This window comes from Streptomyces sp. JLBG701 (assembly GCF_058544905.1).
On the sequence record NZ_CM178588.1, the window covers coordinates 6,331,713 to 6,351,557 of the forward strand.

At 69.5% G+C, this 19,845-nt stretch carries 17 protein-coding genes; 12 read left to right on the forward strand and 5 right to left on the reverse strand.

Annotation, left to right across the window (positions count from 1 at the left end):
• Nucleotides 1-6 precede the first annotated feature (6 nt).
• The 4 genes from AC5DRG_RS29350 (at nucleotide 7) to AC5DRG_RS29365 (ending at nucleotide 2,942) form a co-directional block, all read left to right on the forward strand.
• Entirely contained in the window at nucleotides 7-1,035 is a 1,029-nt protein-coding gene (locus AC5DRG_RS29350) for a hypothetical protein (RefSeq protein WP_491802447.1), read from the forward strand.
• An 88-nt stretch (nucleotides 1,036-1,123) separates the two neighbouring features.
• The gene (locus AC5DRG_RS29355) at nucleotides 1,124-1,702 is read left to right on the forward strand and encodes a Uma2 family endonuclease (protein WP_491802448.1); all 579 of its coding nucleotides are present in this window, start codon (nucleotides 1,124-1,126) and stop codon (nucleotides 1,700-1,702) included.
• A 400-nt stretch (nucleotides 1,703-2,102) separates the two neighbouring features.
• Complete coding sequence (locus tag AC5DRG_RS29360; RefSeq protein ID WP_491802449.1) at nucleotides 2,103-2,276, forward strand: hypothetical protein; 174 nt, start codon at nucleotides 2,103-2,105, stop codon at nucleotides 2,274-2,276.
• 153 nt (nucleotides 2,277-2,429) lie between these two features.
• Entirely contained in the window at nucleotides 2,430-2,942 is a 513-nt protein-coding gene (locus AC5DRG_RS29365; RefSeq protein ID WP_491802450.1) for an SgcJ/EcaC family oxidoreductase, read from the forward strand.
• On the opposite strand, the gene AC5DRG_RS29370 is transcribed toward AC5DRG_RS29365, so the two are convergent.
• On the reverse strand, nucleotides 2,908-4,230 hold the full coding sequence (locus AC5DRG_RS29370; protein ID WP_491802451.1) for a HAMP domain-containing sensor histidine kinase: 1,323 nt from the start codon (nucleotides 4,228-4,230) through the stop codon (nucleotides 2,908-2,910). The genes AC5DRG_RS29365 and AC5DRG_RS29370 overlap by 35 nt on opposite strands.
• A complete protein-coding gene (locus tag AC5DRG_RS29375) occupies nucleotides 4,227-4,916 on the reverse strand; it encodes a response regulator transcription factor (RefSeq protein WP_491802452.1) in 690 nt (229 codons plus the stop codon). Before AC5DRG_RS29375 ends, AC5DRG_RS29370 begins: the two co-directional genes overlap by 4 nt.
• A 209-nt stretch (nucleotides 4,917-5,125) precedes the next feature.
• Between AC5DRG_RS29375 and AC5DRG_RS29380 the strand changes: the two genes are divergently transcribed.
• The 4 genes from AC5DRG_RS29380 to AC5DRG_RS29395 all read left to right on the forward strand — a co-directional run bounded on the left by AC5DRG_RS29380 (nucleotide 5,126) and on the right by AC5DRG_RS29395 (nucleotide 9,800).
• Nucleotides 5,126-6,397: an aspartate kinase gene (locus AC5DRG_RS29380; protein ID WP_491802453.1), complete on the forward strand. Its 1,272-nt coding sequence runs from the start codon at nucleotides 5,126-5,128 to the stop codon at nucleotides 6,395-6,397.
• On the forward strand, nucleotides 6,397-7,473 hold the full coding sequence (locus tag AC5DRG_RS29385) for an aspartate-semialdehyde dehydrogenase (protein ID WP_491802454.1): 1,077 nt from the start codon (nucleotides 6,397-6,399) through the stop codon (nucleotides 7,471-7,473). Before AC5DRG_RS29380 ends, AC5DRG_RS29385 begins: the two co-directional genes overlap by 1 nt.
• A gap of 591 nt (nucleotides 7,474-8,064) precedes the next feature.
• Nucleotides 8,065-8,640, forward strand: a complete 576-nt coding sequence (locus tag AC5DRG_RS29390) for a SigE family RNA polymerase sigma factor (protein WP_491813193.1) — start codon at nucleotides 8,065-8,067, stop codon at nucleotides 8,638-8,640.
• A 128-nt stretch (nucleotides 8,641-8,768) separates the two neighbouring features.
• Nucleotides 8,769-9,800: a hypothetical protein gene (locus AC5DRG_RS29395; RefSeq protein ID WP_491802455.1), complete on the forward strand. Its 1,032-nt coding sequence runs from the start codon at nucleotides 8,769-8,771 to the stop codon at nucleotides 9,798-9,800.
• A 163-nt stretch (nucleotides 9,801-9,963) separates the two neighbouring features.
• On the opposite strand, the gene AC5DRG_RS29400 is transcribed toward AC5DRG_RS29395, so the two are convergent.
• Both AC5DRG_RS29400 and AC5DRG_RS29405 read right to left on the reverse strand, forming a co-directional pair.
• Nucleotides 9,964-10,746, reverse strand: a complete 783-nt coding sequence (locus tag AC5DRG_RS29400) for an SURF1 family protein (protein ID WP_491802456.1) — start codon at nucleotides 10,744-10,746, stop codon at nucleotides 9,964-9,966.
• A 56-nt stretch (nucleotides 10,747-10,802) separates the two neighbouring features.
• Nucleotides 10,803-11,177, reverse strand: coding sequence for a nuclear transport factor 2 family protein (locus AC5DRG_RS29405; RefSeq protein WP_491802457.1), 375 nt, complete (start codon nucleotides 11,175-11,177; stop codon nucleotides 10,803-10,805).
• Between the two features lie 129 nt (nucleotides 11,178-11,306).
• Between AC5DRG_RS29405 and AC5DRG_RS29410 the strand changes: the two genes are divergently transcribed.
• Complete coding sequence (locus tag AC5DRG_RS29410) at nucleotides 11,307-13,124, forward strand: S9 family peptidase (RefSeq protein ID WP_491802458.1); 1,818 nt, start codon at nucleotides 11,307-11,309, stop codon at nucleotides 13,122-13,124.
• Nucleotides 13,125-13,281: 157 nt separating this feature from the next.
• Here AC5DRG_RS29410 and AC5DRG_RS29415 read toward each other — a convergent pair whose 3' ends face one another.
• Nucleotides 13,282-15,210, reverse strand: a complete 1,929-nt coding sequence (locus tag AC5DRG_RS29415) for an NAD-binding protein (RefSeq protein ID WP_491802459.1) — start codon at nucleotides 15,208-15,210, stop codon at nucleotides 13,282-13,284.
• 196 nt (nucleotides 15,211-15,406) lie between these two features.
• Between AC5DRG_RS29415 and AC5DRG_RS29420 the strand changes: the two genes are divergently transcribed.
• The 3 genes from AC5DRG_RS29420 to AC5DRG_RS29430 all read left to right on the forward strand — a co-directional run bounded on the left by AC5DRG_RS29420 (nucleotide 15,407) and on the right by AC5DRG_RS29430 (nucleotide 19,774).
• Nucleotides 15,407-16,438, forward strand: a complete 1,032-nt coding sequence (locus AC5DRG_RS29420) for a permease (protein ID WP_491802460.1) — start codon at nucleotides 15,407-15,409, stop codon at nucleotides 16,436-16,438.
• Entirely contained in the window at nucleotides 16,435-17,163 is a 729-nt protein-coding gene (locus tag AC5DRG_RS29425; protein WP_491802461.1) for a TIGR03943 family putative permease subunit, read from the forward strand. Before AC5DRG_RS29420 ends, AC5DRG_RS29425 begins: the two co-directional genes overlap by 4 nt.
• Before the next feature lie 172 nt (nucleotides 17,164-17,335).
• Nucleotides 17,336-19,774 carry a DUF8508 domain-containing protein gene (locus AC5DRG_RS29430; RefSeq protein ID WP_491802462.1) on the forward strand — a complete coding sequence of 813 codons (2,439 nt, stop codon included), beginning with the start codon at nucleotides 17,336-17,338 and terminating at the stop codon, nucleotides 19,772-19,774.
• Nucleotides 19,775-19,845: the final 71 nt, after the last annotated feature.

Sequence of the window (19,845 nt, forward strand, 5' to 3'; positions counted from 1 at the left end):
CATCCCATGGCCAATTCGGGCTACGGAAAGCGCGACGTAGGTGACGAAGACCCGCACGCCGACCCGGACTTCGCACATCTGCTCCCTCGCGACGCCGAGATCGCCGTCTTCATCGACCACCTCGAAGACGGCCACGCCATGGGCTACAAGGTGATCGCGGCCGAGCACCCCCGCTACGGCCAGCAGGCCGCCCGAGTCTCGATGGGCCGCATCACCCTCGCCGGCCACCTCCGTTGGATCAAGGAGCACATAACCGTCGAGGACAACTCGATGCGGTGGGTGACGCGGACGTACTGGTCGCGTGAGAGCAGGTCGCCGGAATGGTGGGCGGACTTCGCGCGGGAGCGGCACGGCAAGGACGTGACCGAGCGCTACCAGCCGGGGCTGGCCCGGATCGAGGAAGCCGAGGACATCCCGGAACCCTCTCCGGAAGCCGAGCAGACGGACCAGGTCGAGCAGGGCGAACAGGGCGACCAGGTCGAACCCGACGGCGAGAGCGCCGGGCAGCCGAGCACTGCCTTCCAGACCCTCGCCGACCTCCCGGCAGCCGACCCGCGTATGCCGCTGTCCGACCGCGACTGCCGTTCCCTCGAATCTCTCGCCGCCGAGTGGCTGAGCCGTGGCGCGACGCCCCACGACATCACCAAGGCCCTGACCGACGGGTTGCCGCCCGCCGTCACCAACCCGGGCGGACTCGCCCGTAAGCGATTGGAGAACAAGATGCCTCCGAAGAAGGCGAAGGTGCGCCAGAAGCCCGCCCGTCGTGCCCACGTGAACCGGGTGATCATGGCCTGCGGTCTGTGCGACGCGGACGAGCGCACGGTGGAGATCGTGAGCGGGCTGTGCCGCGAGTGCATCGACCTGATCGAGGCGGAGGGGCCGGTGACGGTGTACGGGGCCGTCCCGGAGACCTTCCTTGCCGGCCCGCGCGACGGCGGAGGCGGCGGCGGTCTGCCGGGCGCCGACGAGGTCATCGATGTCACCGAGCGCGTCGACGCGCTGCGCCGGGCGGCGGGGCTGGGGCGTTGGAAGTGACCGAGAGACATGGAGCACTCGACGGGAGTGACGTATGAGCGTGCAGGACGCGCCGGTCAGGGCACCATGGAGTCGAGGAGGCGACGCCATGACCCCCAGGATCGAGAACCGGCCCCAGATGTCCGTCGAGGAGTTCGAGGAGCTGGAACACCATGCCCCCGAGACCGTGTGGCTGGAGTTCATCAATGGAAGGGTCGTGGTCAAGCCCGTGCCTGACGGCAACCACAGCGAGATCATCGCCTGGCTACAGAGGCTGTGTATGCAGCATCGTCCCGAGCTGTGGTTGCACGCGGAGCGTGGCTTGAAGACAGAGCGCTACCGCAAAGGCCGTGCTCGGGCCGACGGAGTACTCGTGCCGGTGGGCACCTTCAAGGGGCACGGTGAGTGGTCGGAAACTAAGGGTGCGCTGATGGCTGTGGAGGTGACCTCGTACGACGCCGATGCCGGCCAGCGTGATCGTGTCGAGAAGCCGGATGGCTACGCAGCGGCCGGTATCCCTGTTTACCTCCTCATCGACAGGGACGACGGCTCGGTCACCGTGTTCACCGAACCCGAGGACGGCCGCTATCGCCAGCAGGTCAACCGGCCCTTCGGCGCCACCGTCAAGCTCCCCGAGCCCGTGAACATCACCCTCGACACCGAGCCGCTCAAGGAGTTCGTGGACTGATCACAGTCCCCAAAGGCCCTTTCCCACCGTCGTCACCCCGCCCATCAGGGCAAGCAGCAACACCAGCAGGCGGGCTCGCTCCTCCGGCATGAGCGGGGCGAGCCCCCGCCCCCAACCGCGGCACCCCGTTCGTAGCGCGGCCACCCCTCCCCCGCGCATCACCAACAGCACCGGCTCGGGCAGTCTCCGGGCCGCCCGAGCAGGACGATGGCCGTCAGCAGGACCGCACCCGTCGCCCCATCCGCCATCCCACCCGTCATGGGGCAAGATCCTGCCCCGGTGTAGCCCGCTACACCACACCTTCGGGAGAGCACTCCATCGTCGCGGCGACTCGAAAACGGGATCGTTGATCACACAAGGTCAAGCACATCCCCGCCGCTCGATGACAAGGAAAATCCCCATGAAGTCGCTCCTCGCCTCCAAGCCCGTCCTCTGGTTCCTGTTCCTCTTCAACCTCACCGTCGCCGCGGTAGCACCCTTCGTCGTCGACGGCACGCAGGGGATCATGACCAGCGTGGGCATGGGCGTCGTATCGCTCGGTGCGGGCGTCAGTCTGCTGCGTGGCGCACGGTGATTCAACGTAATCAACTGATCACCCAAAGCGATTTGGTGGCGTCCTGGACGTCCCCTGTACGTCGCCTGCACGGGCCCTAACCACCCCAACGCGAGTCTGGAGTCACTCCCGCACCACCGGGAGCAACCCCCCCTGACCCGTACTGGAGTTGCGATGACCCGTCGTTCCCTAGGCAGTTCGATAAGCAAGCGCGCAGCCATCGTTACCGCTACCAGCCTCCTCATCGCCGGCACCGCCGCCGTCGGTGTCAGTGTCGCCGGGCCCGAGGCCGAGGCGAAGCCGACCAAGAAGCAGATCGCCGCCCTCTTTGATGGGTGGAATGAAGCCCTGCAGACCGGTGACTCGGACAAGGTCGCCGACCGGTACGCGAGTGACGCCGTGCTGCTGCCCACCGTCTCCAACAAGGTCCGTACCGACCGCGCCGGGATCGTCGACTACTTCGACCACTTCCTGGAGAACAAGCCGGTCGGCAAGAAGATCCAGACCATCGTCAACGTCCTCGACTCGAACTCCGCGATCGACACCGGGACTTACGAGTTCACGCTCACCGACCCGGACACCGGCGCCGAGCGCGTCGTCGAGGCCCGCTACACCTACGAGTACGAGAAGCGCAACGGCGAGTGGAAGATCGTCAACCACCACTCCTCGGCGATGCCCGAAGGGTGATCGCCACGCACAACCCGCCCTTCTCCCCGGGCGCGTCCCGCAGGGCCACGCTGCCGCCGTCGTCCGTCACCAACTGCCGTACGACGGCCAGGCCGAGGCCCGAGCCGGAGCGCCCGGTGAGGCCCTGGCCCCGCCAGAAGCGGTCGAAGGCGCGGGACTTCTCCGCGTCCGACATACCTGGGCCCTCGTCCAGGACCGAGAGCACGACCTCGTCGGCCCGGGTCTCGGTCTCCATCCGTACGGTGATCGTCGCGCCGTCCGGTGAGACCTCCAGGGCGTTGGAGAGCACGTTGTCCAGGACCTGGTCCAGGTGGCCGGGGCTGGCAAGCACCAGCAGCCGGCCGTCGGCAGCACCAGCCCCAGCCCCCTTGAGCGCGATCGTGACTCCGCGCTCGTCGGCGGCCGGCCGCCACACCGACAGACGCTCAGCCACGATCTCCTTCAGGGACAGCGGTTCCGCCGCCGTCACCTTCGCCTCCGCGCGCGCCAGCACCAGCAGGCCGTTCACCAAACGGCTCATCCTCACCACCTCCGCCGTCGCCTGTTCCACGTCCTCCCGTACGAAGTCGTCGTCCACGCCGTCCGCGATGTTGTCCAGCGAGAGCCTCAACGCCGTTAGCGGCGTGCGGAGTTGGTGGGAGGCGTCGGCCACGAAGATGCGCTGTGAGGCGATCAGGGTGTCCAGGCGTTCGCCCGCCTGATTGAGGGTCCGGGCGAGTGTCTGTGTCTCCGTCGGGCCGGTCACCGGGGAGCGGGCCGTGAGGTCGCCGTCGCTGAACTTGCTTGCCATGTCGTTGAGTTGGCGCAGGGGGCGGGTCAGCCGGCGGGCGACCACCGCGCCGATACCGGCCGCCACGGCCAGGACGCCGAACGCGAGGATCGCCCGGAAGCCCCAGATCGTCCACAGGCGGTCGGTCAGTTCCTTTGTCGGGTACGTGATGCGCACGGCGCCCACGACCTCGCCGCTGTCCGCCGTCGCCGGGACGGTCACCTTCAGCGAACCGTCGCCCCAGTGTTCGGTGTCCTCCGCCGGTGCCTCGGCGGCCGGGAGCACGTCGATCCTGCCGAGGCCCTTCTCCTCGTAGGCCTGGGTGTTGCGGGTCAGCAGCGCACGCGCCGAGGGGTCACCGTCGGCCAGCAGCACCGCCATGGTCTGCGCCTCACGCCGTACCGTCTGCTCGGTGTCCCCCCGCAGCTGCGCGGTGAGCGTGAACGCCACCGGCACGGTGAACGCGGCCAGCGCCACAGCCACCAACAGGACGTAACTGACGATCAGTTGCCGGATCATGACGTACGGTCGCCGGTCTCCTCGGTGATCTCCAGGCGGAAGCCGACCCCCCTGACCGCCTCGATCGTGATCGCGCCCGCCAACTTCCGCCGCAGCGCCGCCACATGCACGTCCAGCGTCTTCGTCGGGCCGAACCAGTTCGCGTCCCAGACCGCCTCCATGATCTGTTCCCGCGACATCAACGCCCCCGGCTCCTCGGTGAGGAAGGCCAGCAGGTCGTACTCCTTGGGGGCCAGGGACACCTCCTCGCCGTCCATCCGTACGCGGGCCGCCTTACGGTCGATCGTCAGGCGCGGGCCGTAGCGGTCGGGGCCGGACTCGGCGGTACTACGTGGTTGTACGCGCCTCATTACCGCCCTTATGCGCGCGATTACCTCTCGTACGCCGAAGGGCTTGGACACATAGTCGTCCGCGCCGAGTTCCAGGCCGACCACCCGGTCCGTCTCGTCGCTGCGGGCGCTGATCACGATGATCGGCACCTGGCCGCGCTCCCGCAGCGCCTTGCACACGTCGAGGCCGTCGGTGTCCGGCAGACCGAGATCGAGGAGTACGACGTCGTAGGCACCCTCGTAGGCGAGGGCGGCGCCGCCCGTCGTCACCCACTCCACCTCGAAGCCGTAGCGGAGCAGGCCACGTCGGAGGGATTCGGCTACCGGTTCATCGTCTTCCACCAGAAGTACGCGCACAGGCCGACCTTAGTGCTTGAAATTTAAGCCACAGGCGTCACTCCTATGCCACTTGTGACTCAAGCCACTTTTCCGCGTGGCGTCGGGTCCGCGTGGGCATGTGCCGTGCTGGGACGAGGGCCGTATATCTCACGATGCGGGAGCGCGGAGGGGAAATTCGGACGCTCGTTAGACTGAGCCGACTAAGACAAACCGAGCGAGGAGCGCACGTGGGCCTTGTCGTGCAGAAGTACGGAGGCTCCTCCGTAGCCGATGCCGAGGGCATCAAGCGCGTCGCCAAGCGGATCGTGGAAGCGAAGAAGAACGGCCACCAGGTGGTCGTCGTCGTTTCCGCGATGGGCGACACGACGGACGAGCTGATCGATCTCGCCGAGCAGGTGTCTCCGATGCCCAGCGGCCGGGAATTCGACATGCTGTTGACCGCCGGAGAGCGGATCGCCATGGCACTGCTGGCCATGGCGATCAAAAACCTGGGTCACAGCGCCCAGTCGTTCACCGGCAGCCAGGCAGGCGTCATCACCGACTCGGTCCACAACAAAGCCCGGATCATCGACGTCACGCCGGGACGGATCCGCACGGCGCTCGACGAGGGCAACATCGCCATCGTCGCCGGGTTCCAGGGCGTCAGCCAGGACAAGAAGGACATCACGACCCTGGGGCGGGGTGGGTCCGACACGACCGCCGTCGCCCTTGCCGCGGCCCTCGACGCCGAGGTGTGCGAGATCTACACCGACGTCGACGGTGTGTTCACCGCCGACCCGCGGGTGGTGAAGAAGGCGCAGAAGATCGACTGGATCGCCTTCGAGGACATGCTGGAGCTCGCCGCCTCCGGCTCCAAGGTGCTGCTCCACCGCTGTGTGGAGTACGCCCGCCGATACAACATCCCGATCCATGTGCGGTCCAGCTTCAGCGGACTTCAGGGCACCTGGGTCAGCAGTGAGCCGATTGGGGACCAGAAGGTGGAGCAGGCCATCATCTCCGGTGTCGCGCACGACACCTCCGAGGCCAAGATCACGGTCGTCGGTGTGCCGGACAAGCCGGGCGAGGCCGCCGTGATCTTCCGGACGATCGCCAACGCCGAGATCAACATCGACATGATCGTGCAGAACGTGTCCGCCGCCTCCACGGGCCTCACGGACATCTCCTTCACGCTCCCCAAGGCGGAGGGCCGCAAGGCCATCGACGCCCTGGAGAAGAACAAGGACGGCATCGGCTTCGAGTCGCTGCGCTACGACGACCAGATCGGGAAGATCTCGCTGGTCGGCGCGGGCATGAAGACGAACCCCGGGGTCACGGCCGACTTCTTCACCGCCCTGTCCGACGCCGGCGTCAACATCGAGCTGATCTCGACCTCCGAGATCCGTATCTCGGTAGTCACCCGCGCCGACGACGTCAACGAGGCCGTCCGCGCCGTGCACAGCGCCTTCGGACTCGACTCCGACAGCGACGAGGCCGTCGTCTACGGAGGCACCGGCCGCTGATGGCCGGTACCGGACAGGCCGGGCGAGCCGTGCGTCCGACGCTCGCGGTCGTGGGAGCGACCGGGGCCGTCGGCACGGTCATGCTCGAGATCCTGTCCCAGCACGCGGACATCTGGGGTGAGATCCGTCTCGTCGCCTCCCCGCGCTCGGCCGGCCGCAAGCTGGCCCTGCGCGGGGAGGAGGTCGAGGTGGTGGCGCTCACCGAGGAGGCCTTCGACGGGGCCGACGTCGCCATGTTCGACGTACCCGACGAGGTGTCCGAACACTGGGCGCCCATCGCCGCGGCCAAGGGCGTCGTCGTGGTGGACAACTCCGGCGCCTTCCGGATGGACCCGGACGTGCCGCTGGTCGTGCCCGAGGTCAATCCGCACGCGACCCGGCTGCGGCCGCGCGGGATCATCGCCAACCCCAACTGCACGACCCTCTCGATGATCGTCGCCCTGGGCGCGCTGCACGCCGAGTTCGGTCTGCGTGAGCTGGTCGTCTCCTCGTACCAGGCCGTGAGCGGAGCCGGGCGGGCCGGTGTCGAGACGCTTCGGCAGCAGCTGTCACTGGTCGCCGGGACGGAGCTGGGGACCAAACCCGGTGATGTGCGGCGGGCCGTGGGGGACAACACCGGGCCGTTCCCGGAGCCGGTCGCCCTCAACGTCGTACCGTGGGCCGGGTCGCTGCGCGAGGACGGCTGGTCGTCGGAGGAGATGAAGGTGCGGGACGAGTCCCGCAAGATCCTCGGACTGCCCGAGCTGCCCGTCGCCGTGACCTGTGTGCGCGTACCGGTGGTCACCACGCACTCGCTGACCGTCCACGCCCGCTTCCAGGGCGAGGTGACGGTGGACGGGGCCCGCGAGATTCTCGCCACCGCCCCGGGCGTCGTCCTCTTCGACGATCCGGCCGCCGGGGAGTTCCCCACGCCCGCCGATGTCGTGGGCACCGATCCCACCTGGGTGGGGCGGGTGCGACGGGCGCTCGACGACCCCACGGCGCTCGAACTCTTTGTTTGCGGGGACAATCTGCGCAAGGGTGCCGCGCTCAACACCGCTCAGATCGCGGAGCTGGTGGCGGCCGAGTTCGGGTGAGAATCGGGTAAGGCCGGGTGAGTCCGGGCGAACTTACACGCGACAATTGTCGCGTTGCGTCATCGGCGGCGAAAAAATCCTGGTCGTGGCCGGAATCGTTTGTAGGATCCATGTGCATGATGTGGCGCGGATAATGGTCCGGACCACTTGAACCGTGCCCCCTCGGCATCCGAAGATTTTGCTCCCCGCCTTCCGCAACCAAGCGGAGGGCGGGGAGCGTCTTTGCGGACGCCCTTACGGGGCGTGGGACGCATGATCCCGGCGTGGGGACGCCGTGATCCGGGCGTGGGGACGCCCTGTTCATATGGGACATACGGGAAGAGCGGGACGCATGAGGGCATGTGGTGGTGAGGCACCGCCGGTTGTTACGCCGTCGGTTGTGTCGTCGGTCGTACTGCCCGACTCGGCAACGCGGTCGGCAACGCGGTCGGCCGCGCGGTCTGACGAAAAAGTGACGCCCGGCACGTACAACCCTCATGGGGGTAGCCGTGTCCAACTGGCGTGGCAGAGGTACTCGATTTCAGAGCGGCGACGCATGGCACAGCCCTGCGCCCCCGCCGACCCCGCATGCCCGGTGTGCCCGGCGGCGGCATGCCGGTGATCGCCCCCATGCCCGCAGCGCGGCCCGCCCGCATACCGAATCCGCGCGACGGCGCCGATGACAACGTGGTCGCCGGTACCACCGTCGACCACCTCACCGAGACCTACCGCACCCACTACCGCTCGCTGCTGGGTCTCGCAGCGCTTCTCCTCGACGACACCGCGTCCTGCGAGGACGTCGTGCAGGAGGCCTTCATCCGGGTCCACTCGGCGCGCAAACGCGTCCGCGACCGGGAGAAGACGCTCGCGTACCTCCGCCAGACCGTCGTCAACCTCTCCCGCTCCGCCCTGCGCCGCCGCATCCTCGGCCTCAAGCTCCTCTCCAAGCCGATGCCCGACATGGCCAGCGCGGAGGAGGGTGCCTACGACCAGCTGGAGCGCGACTCCCTGATCAAGGCGATGAAAGGCCTCCAGCGCCGCCAGCGCGAGGTCCTCGTCCTGCGCTACTTCGCGGACATGACGGAGGCCCAGGTCGCCGAGACGCTCGGGATATCCCTGGGCTCGGTGAAGGCGTACGGCTCGCGCGGCATCGCCGCCCTCCGGATCGCGATGGAGGCGACGGCATGACGAAGTGGGCTGAGGGGAGTGACTCGGGTGACCCGAGTAACTCTCACGAACACGAGCCGTATGAATGGCATGAGCCGACAGGGCAGCACGAACAAGAGCCGACGCAATCGCACGCTGGGAACGGAACTGTGAACCACGGCCCCGACGACCAGAGCCTCGACGGGCTCGACTCGGACGAGCTGGCACTGCGCAGGATGCTGCACCAGGCGGTCCAGGAGATCGAGCCGAGTGACGGCACCCTGGACCATCTGCGCCGGGCGGTACCGGCACGGCGGGCCCGCAAGCGGCAGGCAACGGTCGGTATGGCGGCCGCCGCGATCTTCATCTGTACGGCCGTCCCGGCCCTCGTGCACGTCTCCAACTCCACCGGCGCCTCCGCCAACACCTCCAACGCCGGCCACTCCTCCCAGGCCCAGGGCGGCACCGGCACCGGCAAGGGACCCGACGGCGGCTCCAGCGCCGTCGGCGGCGGCTCGGGCAGGACCGAGTCCACGGGCCTGAGCCCCGAGACGGGCGACGGCAAGGGCACGGGCACCGGTACGGCCACCGGGTCGGCCGACGACGTCTACCCCACGGCCAGTTCGGTGAGCGGCGCCCCCATCTGCGCGGCGGACCAGCTCGGCACGGCGACCGCGACCGCCGACGCCGCCGACTCGGCCAACATCGTCTACGGCACCTTCCGCGTCACCAACATCTCCACCACCAGCTGCACCGTCGGCGGCGTCGGCAGTGTGAGCACGGTCGCGCAGGGCGCGGCGGACCCCACCAAGATCAGCGTCGTGAACCATGTCGCCGGCGACGCGGCGACCGGCCTGCCGGACCCCTCCCTCGAAGTCACCTCACTCGTCCTGCTGCCGGGTTCGGCCTACGACGTGAAGTTCGCCTGGGTGCCGTCGGAGACGTGCCCCACGGAGAGCGGCAGCAGCAGCGGCGAGACCAGCGCGACGCCGACGCCTACGGCCTCGGAGGACACCACGTCCAGTGGCACGAGCGGCTCTGACTCCGGTACGTCGACGCAGCTGCTCACGGAGGACGGCACGGTTGATGGAAGCGTGGACGTTTCCCACACCGCCGAGGCGGGATCTCCTACGGTTTCGGTGACTGTGCCGGATGCGTGTGCGGGCACGGTTTATCGGACCGGGGTGTTGGCGGCGTCGTAGGTTTTGGCACCCTGCGCGTGTCGGTGACCGTCGGCCCTGGGGGCTGCGCCCCCAGACCCCCCTTCGGCCCTGAACGGGCCTCGTCCTCAAACTCCCCCAGAGGGGGGACCCCCAGACGGGCTGAAGTTACCTGGACCGGCGTCAGAAGATGCCTGGACCGGCGTCAGACAGTGGCCGTGGGTTGTTCGTCCGGTACCAAGCCCAGCTCCGCGTCCCTTGCGAACTCGATCTCGCGGCGTAGCAGGCGGAACCACATGAAGACCACGAAGCCGGCGAAGACGAACCACTCGCCGGTGTAGCCGAGGTTCTGGAAGGCCTTGAGGTCCAGGCCGGTGTTCTGCGGGGCCGTTGCCGGTACGGCGGTCATGCCGGAGTCGGCCTTGTCGAGGGTGACCCAGGCGTCGTAGAGATCGTAGGGCACGAGGTTGACCAGTGAGGCGGCGCTGATGGCCGAGGTCTGGCCGGACGGCAGGCCGCTCTGGGCGCTGACGCCGTTCTCGCCCGGGGTCTCGGAGGCCTGGAGGGCGCCGGTGACGGTGACTTCTCCGGTGGGCGGGGACGGGGCCTTCGCCGGGTCCGCGTCGCCGGGGAGCCAGCCGCGGACTACGGGCAGGGCCTTGCCGTCGTCGGTGCGCAGGAGGGTCAGGACGTAGAAGCCGCGCTTGCCGTCCAGTTCGCGGTCAGGGACGAGCAGTTGCTTGCCGTACCGGCCGGTCGCCGTGGCGCGGTCGCCGGAGGTCTCCTGGTCGACGGGCAGCAGCTCGGCCAGTGGACGGGCCGCCGCGTTCTTGTCGGAGGAGGCCTGCTCGGTCGCGCTCCGGGAACTGTCCACCCGCGCCTCGAACCGGCTCAGCTGCCACGACCCCATGAAGACGCAGAAGGGGATGGCGAGCAGCACGAAGACGTTGATGCCCCACCAGCGGGGAGTCAGCAGAAACCGGTACACGCCGTCCACGGTACGGGGCGGGTGTGCGGGCCCCGGTCGCGGGGTCAGGTCTCCTTTCAGTACCGCTCGACCAGGTGCTCCCGGCCCGCCGGCGGCTCGTACGGCTCCGGCCAGAAGTCTGTGACGGCGGTTATACGGCCGCTCTCGTCCCCGGTGAAGAACGAGATCGCGTACATCTCCTCCAGCCCCACCGTGAACAGGGCCCAGCTGACCACCTGTCCCGGCTCGGCGACGATCCGCTCGATCCGCAGATGCCAGTCGGCCGGGTACTCCCGGTTGAACTCGACATACCGCTCCCGCCCGCTGATCCGCTCCCGCGTCTGCGGCAGCGTGTACACCACGTCCTCGGCCAGCGTGTCCGCGAACGCGTCCCAGTCCCGGGCCTCGGCGGTTGCCCAGAAGGTCTCCACTGTCTTTCGCAGATCGGTCATGCGGACGAGTCTGCACCCCGCCACTGACAATCGGCCCTGACCTGCGAAGATCTCGGATCGGCCGGGGAGTTATCCACAGGCTGGGGGCTCGCTCGACGTGATGTCTGCCCGGGCGGGCAGTATGGAGCCATGACTGAGAGCAACGGCTCCGCCTCTGCGGCGCGGAACGAGGACATGCCCGACTGGGAGAAGCGGTTCCGGGCGCCCCGGGTGTCGCTGCCCGACTGGGCGGAGGACGCACCGGACCGCTCCCTGTTCGTGTCGAACGCGACGGGGACGTATGAGCTGTATGCCTGGGACCGGGCGACGGGTGAGCAGCGCCAGGTGACGGACCGGCCGAACGGCACGACGGACGGGGTGCTCTCGCCGGACGGGGAGTTCGTCTGGTGGTTCGACGACAAGGACGGCGACGAGTTCGGGGTGTGGCGCCGGCAGCCGTTCGGCGGGGGAGAGGACGTGGCCGCCGTGCCCGGGCTCGATCCCTCCTATCCGTCGGGGCTGGCGCTCGGCCGGGATGGGCGTACGGCGGTCGTCGGGCGCTCTACGGACGAGGACGGTACGACGATCCACCTCGCGCGGACCGGCGAGGAGCCGGTGGTGATCTATCTCCACCGTGAGTCGGCGGGCGTCGGCGACCTGTCCCACGACGGTTCGCTGATCGCGGTCGAGCACACGGAGCACGGGGACGCGATGCACTCGGCGTTGCGTGTCCTGCGGCCGGACGGTTCGACGGTCGCCGAGCTCGACGACACCAAGGGCGGCACGGTCGAGCTGGGGCTTGAGGTGCTGGGCTTCGCCCCGGTCGACGGCGATACGCGGCTGCTCATCGGGCATCAGCGGCGCGGGCGTTGGGAGCCGTTGGTGTGGGACGTGGTGAGCGGTGAGGAGGCGGACCTTGCCCTTGACCTTCCCGGTGATGTGAGCGCGGAGTGGTATCCGGACGGTTCGGCTCTGCTCATCGCTCACAGCTTCGAGGCCCGGAGTGAGCTGTTCCGCTACGAGTTCGCGACGCGTGGGCTGGAGAGGGTGCCGACGCCGCCCGGCTCCGTGTCGGGAGCGACGGCCCGGCCGGACGGGAGCGTGGAGTACCTGTGGTCTTCGGCCGCCGAGCCGTCCGCCGTGCGTTCGACGACGGGCGGGGTGGTCCTGGACCCGCCGGGGATGAAGTCGCCGGGGTCGGTGGCGGTGGAGGATGTGTGGGTGGAGGGGCCGGGAGGTCGTATCCACGCGCTGGTGCAGAAGCCTGCGGGTGTGTCGGGCCCGTTCCCGACGGTCTTCGACATCCACGGGGGGCCGACCTGGCACGACAGTGACTCGTTCGCGGCGGGGCCGGCGGCCTGGGTGGACCACGGATACGCGGTCGTCCGGGTCAACTACCGCGGCTCGACGGGATACGGCCGCGAATGGACGGACGCCCTGAAGCACCGGGTCGGTCTGATCGAGCTGGAGGACATCGCGGCGGTGCGGGAGTGGGCGATCGGTTCAGGCTTGGCCGACCCCTCCCGGCTGATCCTCACCGGCGGCTCCTGGGGCGGCTACCTCACCCTTCTCGGCCTCGGGACCCAGCCGGACGCGTGGACGCTTGGCATCGCGGCGGTGCCCGTCGCCGACTACGTCACGGCCTACCACGACGAGATGGAGGCCCTCAAGGCGATGGACCGCACGCTGCTCGGCGGCACGCCTGAGGAGGTCCCGGAACGTTTCGAGGCGTCGTCGCCTCTGACGTACGTCGACAAGGTCACGGCTCCTGTCTACATCTCGGCCGGGGTCAATGATCCGCGGTGCCCGATCCGGCAGGTCGACAACTACGTCAAGCGGTTGGAGACGCGGGGGGCGACGCACGAGGTGTACCGGTATGACGCGGGGCATGGGTCGCTGGTGGTGGACGAGCGGATCAAGCAGGTGAGGCTGGAACTGGACTTCGCGGAGCGACACCTGCCCAGCTAAAAGAATCAAGCCCCGGCCGGCAAAAATTCAGCCCCTCCGGCGTTTGAGGAGCGGGGGTCCAGGGGGCAGAGCCCCCTGGGGGCGGGGTCGAAGGGGCGGCAACCCCTGGGGATGGGACGGGTAGGGGCGGCGGGGCGAGAAACCGCCACGCTCACCCCTACGTCCCCGCCCACTCCCGCCGCCGCCTCCCCAACAACTCCGCCAGCCCCCGCCGCGTAGCCGCCAACACCACCCGGTCCTCCCCCTTCAACACATACGTATCCGGCAGATCCCACACCAGCCCCGACGCCCGCACATCCTCCCCCGCCACCCCACGATCAGCCGTGTCCAGCGCCAACACCCGCCACGCCCCCGCCCGAAACGCCTCCGCCACCGTCTTCCCCTCCAACTGCGCATGCCCGCCCACACCCACCGCGGCGAACAACAACACCCGCCGCTCGACAGGAATCGCCCCCAGAATCTGCCGCCCCATCATCGCCCCGGCAAACGCGGGCGCGGCCAGATGGGACACACTGCGACTCCGGGTCTGGGCGTGGGGATGCGCGGCCCGCAGGGTGCGGTACACGGCGGTCGCGAAGTCGTCGTCGTAGAGGCGCAGGACGACCCGTAGGTCGGGCCGGACGGAGCGGGCGTAGAGCACGGCTTCGAGGTTGGTCGTGTCGGCGCTGGTCACCGCGAGCAGCGCGGACGCCCGATGGATCTTGGCGGATTCCAGGACGCCCTCCTGGGTGACGTCCCCGAGGATGACGGGCACCCGCAGTCGCCGGGCCGTGGCGAGCCCGCGGGCCTCGGGGTCGGCCTCGACGCACACCACGGGGATGTGGAGTTCACGCAGCCGAGTCAGCACACGGGTGCCGATCTTCCCGAGCCCGAGGAGGACGACATGCCCGCCCAGTCCACGCGGCGGCTTCCGCAGGGCCGACGCGCTGCGGAACGTACCGAACGCTTCGAGCGCCGCGGCCAGCAGCACCGGCAGCAGCAGCAACCCGACCAGCCCGGTGAGGAGTTGCATGACCTTGCGCCCGGCGGAGTCGTGCAGGGCGGGGTCGTTGATGGCGAAGAGGTCGAGCAGCGTCATGTAGGTGGCGTGCAGGGGGTGGTCGCCCGTCACGATCGTCAGTGCCACCGCCAGCGCCAGGACGCATCCCACCATGCCTGCCAGCGTCCAACGCAGGCGGCGTGAGAAGAGGGAGGCGAAGGGGGGTACTACACCGCGGCCGGGTGGGAGGGGAGGGCCGGCGTACGACACCTGCTCCAGGACGACCGTCCCACGCCCCGTGGCCGCCCGTACCGCCGCCGCGTCGGGCAGCAGCCGCGGCCCGTGCTCCCCGTCGATCTCCGAACCGTCCGCGCCCGCCGGGTCGTTGCTCGTGGCGGAGAGCAGCGCCAGTGTGGCCAGCCCCGGATCGGCGACCTCTCCCGGAGCCGGCGGCGGCCGCTCCACCGCGCGCAGCATCAGCCCGTCGGTCTGGACGACCTTGGTGGTGCCGGCGAGCGCGGTGGCGGCCAGCGCGGGTGCGGCCGTATCGGCGTCGGAGAGGACGGTCGTAGAGGCGTCGTCGAAGGCGGGGGCGGAGTCCGGGTCCGATCCCGGGGTGGCGCCGGTCGCCAACGCGGCCGCCTGGTCGAGGAGTTCCTCGATGTGCTGGCCCAGGCGGCGGTTGTAGAGGCGCAGGACCAGCCGTAGTCGGGGGTTGAGGCGGCGGGCGGTGAGGGCGGCGCGGATGTTGGTCTCGTCGTCGTCGTACACGAGCGCCAGTGCCGCCGCCCGTTCCACGCCCGCCTCGGCGAACGCGGCCTCGGTGGGCTCGGCGAACTCCAACAGGCGGTCGTTGCCGACGGGTTGGGTGCCGTTGGTTCCGTTGGTTCCGTTGGTTCCACTGGCTGGGGTGCCGGCGGCCCGGTTGACGGCCGCGTTCACCCACCGGTCGAGGAGCGCCGCGGATGCCGCACGAGCCCGGCCGACCACCGGTGGTCGTACACCGCGTTCGGAGGGCGGCACGACGAGCGTGACCTGTTCGCCGTACACTCCGCGCAGTTCGGCGGCGAGCCGGTGCGCGAGCCCGTCGTCGCCGCACACCACCATGTGCGCGGACGTGTCACCCGGCTGACCCTGATGACCATGCTGACCCTGAAGGCCCTGATTCGGAACGGTGTTCCCCACGAGGGGAAAGACTGCCTTACCGGGACGGGTGGTTCCAGGACCTGGTGGAACGTCGTTGAACGTCCGCTCCCGAACCGCCGTACTGAAGGAAAGACCCAATCGGGGAGGTATCCCGCCCGTGGCCATGACCAGGACAGCCCCACCGGGCGCCGACGACCGGGCCGAGGCACCCCCAGCCCCGAAAGAACCCCACGAGTCCCGGGCGCACCTCAACTCCCCCCTCGCCCTCACGATGTTGCTCCTGCTGGCCATCCTCCTCCAGGGCCCCATCCGCCGCTCCCTCTCCGCGCCCGTGATGCAGAGCTGGATGACGGTGTTCGTCGCGGTGATCGTGCAGGCGCTGCCGTTTCTCGTGCTCGGTGTGCTGCTGTCGGCGGCGATCGCGGTGTTCGTGCCGCCGTCGTTCTTCGCCCGCGCGCTGCCTAAGCGGCCCGCGCTGGCCGTACCGGTCGCCGGGATGGCGGGGGCGGTGCTGCCGGGGTGCGAGTGCGCGTCCGTGCCGGTGGCGGGCGCGCTGGTGCGCAGGGGGGTGACTCCGGCGGCGGCGCTCGCGTTCCTGCTCTCGGCGCCCGCCATCAACCCGATCGTGCTGACGGCCACGGCGGTCGCCTTCCCCCGTAACCCGGAGATGGTCCTGGCCCGCTTCGTGGCGAGTCTGCTCGTCGCGTGTGCGATGGGCTGGCTGTGGCAACGGCTCGGCCGCACCGACTGGTTGCGCCTGCCGGACCGTGGGTCGCATGACGGGCAGAGCAAGGGCGAGGCGTTCTGGGGGTCGGTCCGGCACGACGTGATGCATGCCGGGGGGTTCCTGGTCGTGGGCGCGATGGCGGCGGCCACGCTGAAGGCGGTGGTCCCGGAGGACTGGCTGCGCATGGCCGCCGGCAACCCGGCGGTGTCGGTGCTCGCCCTCGCCGTGCTCGCCGTACTGCTGTCGATCTGCTCGGAGGCGGACGCGTTCGTGGCGGCGTCGCTGACCCAGTTCTCGCTGACGGCGAAGCTGGCGTTCCTGGTCGTCGGGCCGATGATCGACCTGAAGCTGTTCGCGATGCAGGCGGGCACGTTCGGCCGCGGCTTCGCCCTGCGCTTCGCCCCCGCGACCTTCGCCCTCGCCGTGCTGGGCGCGGTCCTCGTCGGGGCGGTGCTCCTGTGAACCGCCAGGCGCAGGCGGCGCTTCTCTTCCTGACCGGCGCGGCCCTGCTGCACGCCGGCTTCACCGACCTCTACCTTCGCTACGTCAAGGCAGGCCTGCGCCCGCTGTTGCTGGCGTCCGGGGTGGTGCTGGTCGCGGCGGCGCTGGCGACGGTCTGGTACGAGCGGCGCCGCAACCGGCAGGACCAGGACCAGCACGAGCACGGGCACGTCCACCGCGAACCGCGCGTCTCCTGGCTCCTCGTCCTTCCCCTCTTCGCCCTCATCCTGGTCGCCCCGCCGGCCCTCGGCTCCTACAGCGCGATGCGCACGGGTACAGCGCTGCAACAGCCCTTCGGCTACGCCAACCTGCCCGCCGGCGAAGGCCCGTTGAAACTCAACCTCGTCGACTATGCGGGCCGCGCCGCCTACGACCATGGCCGCTCCCTCGGCGACCGCCAGATCCGCATCACCGGCTTCGTCGCCCTTGACCACGCGGGCACCCCCTACCTGGTCCGCATGGCCCTCAACTGCTGTGCCGCGGACGCCCAGCCGGTCAAGATCGGCCTGACCGGGCAGGTGCCGCCGGTCCTGCAGCCGGACGCCTGGCTGGAGATCACCGGCACCTACACGGCGAAGGAGACGAAGGACCCCGTCAACAACGCCCCGATCCCCTTCATCAAGGTCACCCGCGCGACTCCGGTGCCGGCGCCCGCGGATCCGTACGACGAGAGCTGGAACAACTGACGTAACAGGGCTGGTCGGAGAAGATCAGCAGGTCCAACGCGCGTACGTCGCCCACCTGTTCCCCAGATTTAACGTACGACCCCTTGGCTCCCCTCCTTCTACGCGCGTAACTTGAGCCGACTCAGCACCGCGGTCGGAGTCGTACTCGGTGTCGTACAAGGAGGCAGTCAGCATGTCGAAAGCCCCGCATGGCAGACCCGGTTGGCGTCGCGCCGCCTACCCGCTTCTCTCTACGGGCGTGGCCTGCGCGTTCGTTCTGACCGCGGTGCCCGGCGCCTTCGCCACCCCGTCCGCGACGGCCGTCATCGCCGAGGTGTACGGCGGTGGAGGCAACTCGGGCGCGACGCTCACCAGGGACTTCATCGAGCTCGGCAACGCCGGTTCGGCGGCGTACGACCTGTCCGGCTACAGCGTGCAGTACCTGCCGGGCTCGCCGTCCACGTCCTCCCAGTGGGGTGTTACCGCGCTCACCGGCTCGATCGCCCCCGGCGGCAGCTACCTGATCGCCGAGGCGCAGGGCACCGGCGGTACGACGGCCCTGCCCACGGCCGACGCGACCGGCACCACGGCCATGAGCGCGACCACCGGCACGATAGCCCTGGTCACCGGCACCACCGCGCTGACCTGCAAGACGGCCGCGGACTGCGCGGCCGACACCCGGATCGTCGACCTGGTGGGCTACGGCACCGCCGTCGTACGCGAGGGCAGCGGCCCGGTCACCGGCGCCTCCAACACCGCCTCCGTCGCGCGCGCCGCGACCCTGGCCGACACCGACGACAACGCCACCGACCTCACCTCGGGCACGCCCGCACCGGTCAACTCGGCCGGTGAGACGCCGGGTTCGGGCGACGGAGGCGGCGACGGTGGCGGCTCGACCGAGCCCGGCACCGTCCGCGTCCACGACATCCAGGGCACCACCCGGCTGTCCCCGCTCACCGGCCAGACGGTCACCCGCGTGCCGGGCGTCGTCACCGGCGTTCGTACGTCCGGCTCCAAGGGCTACTGGATCCAGGACGCGACGCCCGACACCGACGCCCGCACCAGCGAGGGCGTGTTCGTCTACACCGGCTCGACGACCCCGACCGTGAAGGTCGGCGACAGTGTCCTGGTCACCGGCAAGGTCGCCGAGTACTACCCGAGCAGCACCAGCCAGTCGCTGACCGAGATCACCGGCCCCACCACCACGGTCCTCACCAGCGGCAACGCGCTGCCCGACGCCGCCACCCTGGACGCGGCCACCATCCCCGCCGCCTACACGCCCACCGCGGACGGCGGCAGCATCGAGGCCCTGGCCCTCGAACCGACCACGTACGCCCTGGACTTCTACGAGTCCCTGGAAGGCATGCGCACCCAGCTCGCCGACGCACGCGTGGTCGGCGCGACCGACGCCTACGACGAGCTGTGGGTGACGGTCAAGCCCGACGAGAACGCCAGCGCTCGTGGCGGCACGCTTTACTCCTCCTACGACCAGCCCAACACCGGCCGCGTCAAGGTGGGTTCGCTCGACGACTCCGCCACGTTCCCCGCGGCGAACGTCGGCGACGCGCTGGCCGGCACCACGGCCGGCCCGCTCGACTACTCCACCTACGGCGGCTACATCCTCCAGGCCACCCAGCTCGGCACGCTGACCGACAACGCCCTGACGCACGAGACGACCCGCAAGCAGAAGCGCGATGAACTGGCGGTCGCCACGTACAACGTGGAGAACCTGGACGCGCTCGACGAGCAGGAGAAGTTCGACCGGCTGGCCGAAGGCGTCGCGGTGAGCCTCAACTCCCCTGACATCGTCGCGCTGGAGGAGATCCAGGACGACACCGGCGCCACGAACGACGCGACCCTCACCAGCGAGGCGACGCTCACCAAGTTCACCGACGCGATCGTCGCGGCGGGCGGCCCGCAGTACTCCTGGCGCTACATCGCGCCCGAGAACAACCAGGACGGCGGCGAGCCCGGCGGCAACATCCGCCAGGTCTTCCTCTTCAACGCCAAGCGGGTCTCCTTCAACGACAGCGCGGGCGGCGACGCCACCACGGCCACCGGTGTGGTGAAGACCCGCAAGGGCGTCCACCTCACCTACTCGCCGGGCCGGATCAACCCGACGAGCGACGCCTGGGCCAACAGCCGCAAGCCGCTCGCCGGCGAGTTCACCTTCCGCGGCGAGTCCGTCTTCGTCATCGCCAACCACTTCACCTCCAAGGGCGGCGACCAGTCCCTGCACGGCCGCTACCAGGAGCCGGCCCGCAGCTCGGAGACCCAGCGCCACGCCCAGGCCGCCGAGGTCAACACCTTCGTCAAGACCCTGCTGGCCGCCGACAAGCACGCCAAGGTGGTCGTCCTCGGCGACCTGAACGACTTCGAGTTCTCCGAGACGGTGACCACGATCACGGACGGTGGGGTACTGACCCCGCTGATCAGCACCCTGCCGGCCGCCGAGCGCTACACCTACGTCTACGACGGCAACTCCCAGACCCTCGACCACACCCTGACCAGCCGCGCCATCAGCGCCTTCGACTACGACGTCGTACACATCAACGCCGAGTTCAGCGACCAGGCGAGCGACCACGACCCGCAGATCCTCCGGATCGACTTCAACAGGTGCGCCAGGCACTGACCCGCTTCCGCGCTTTTACGACGTGACAGAGGCCACCCGGGACTTCCCGGGTGGCCTCCTCGGTGTACCCC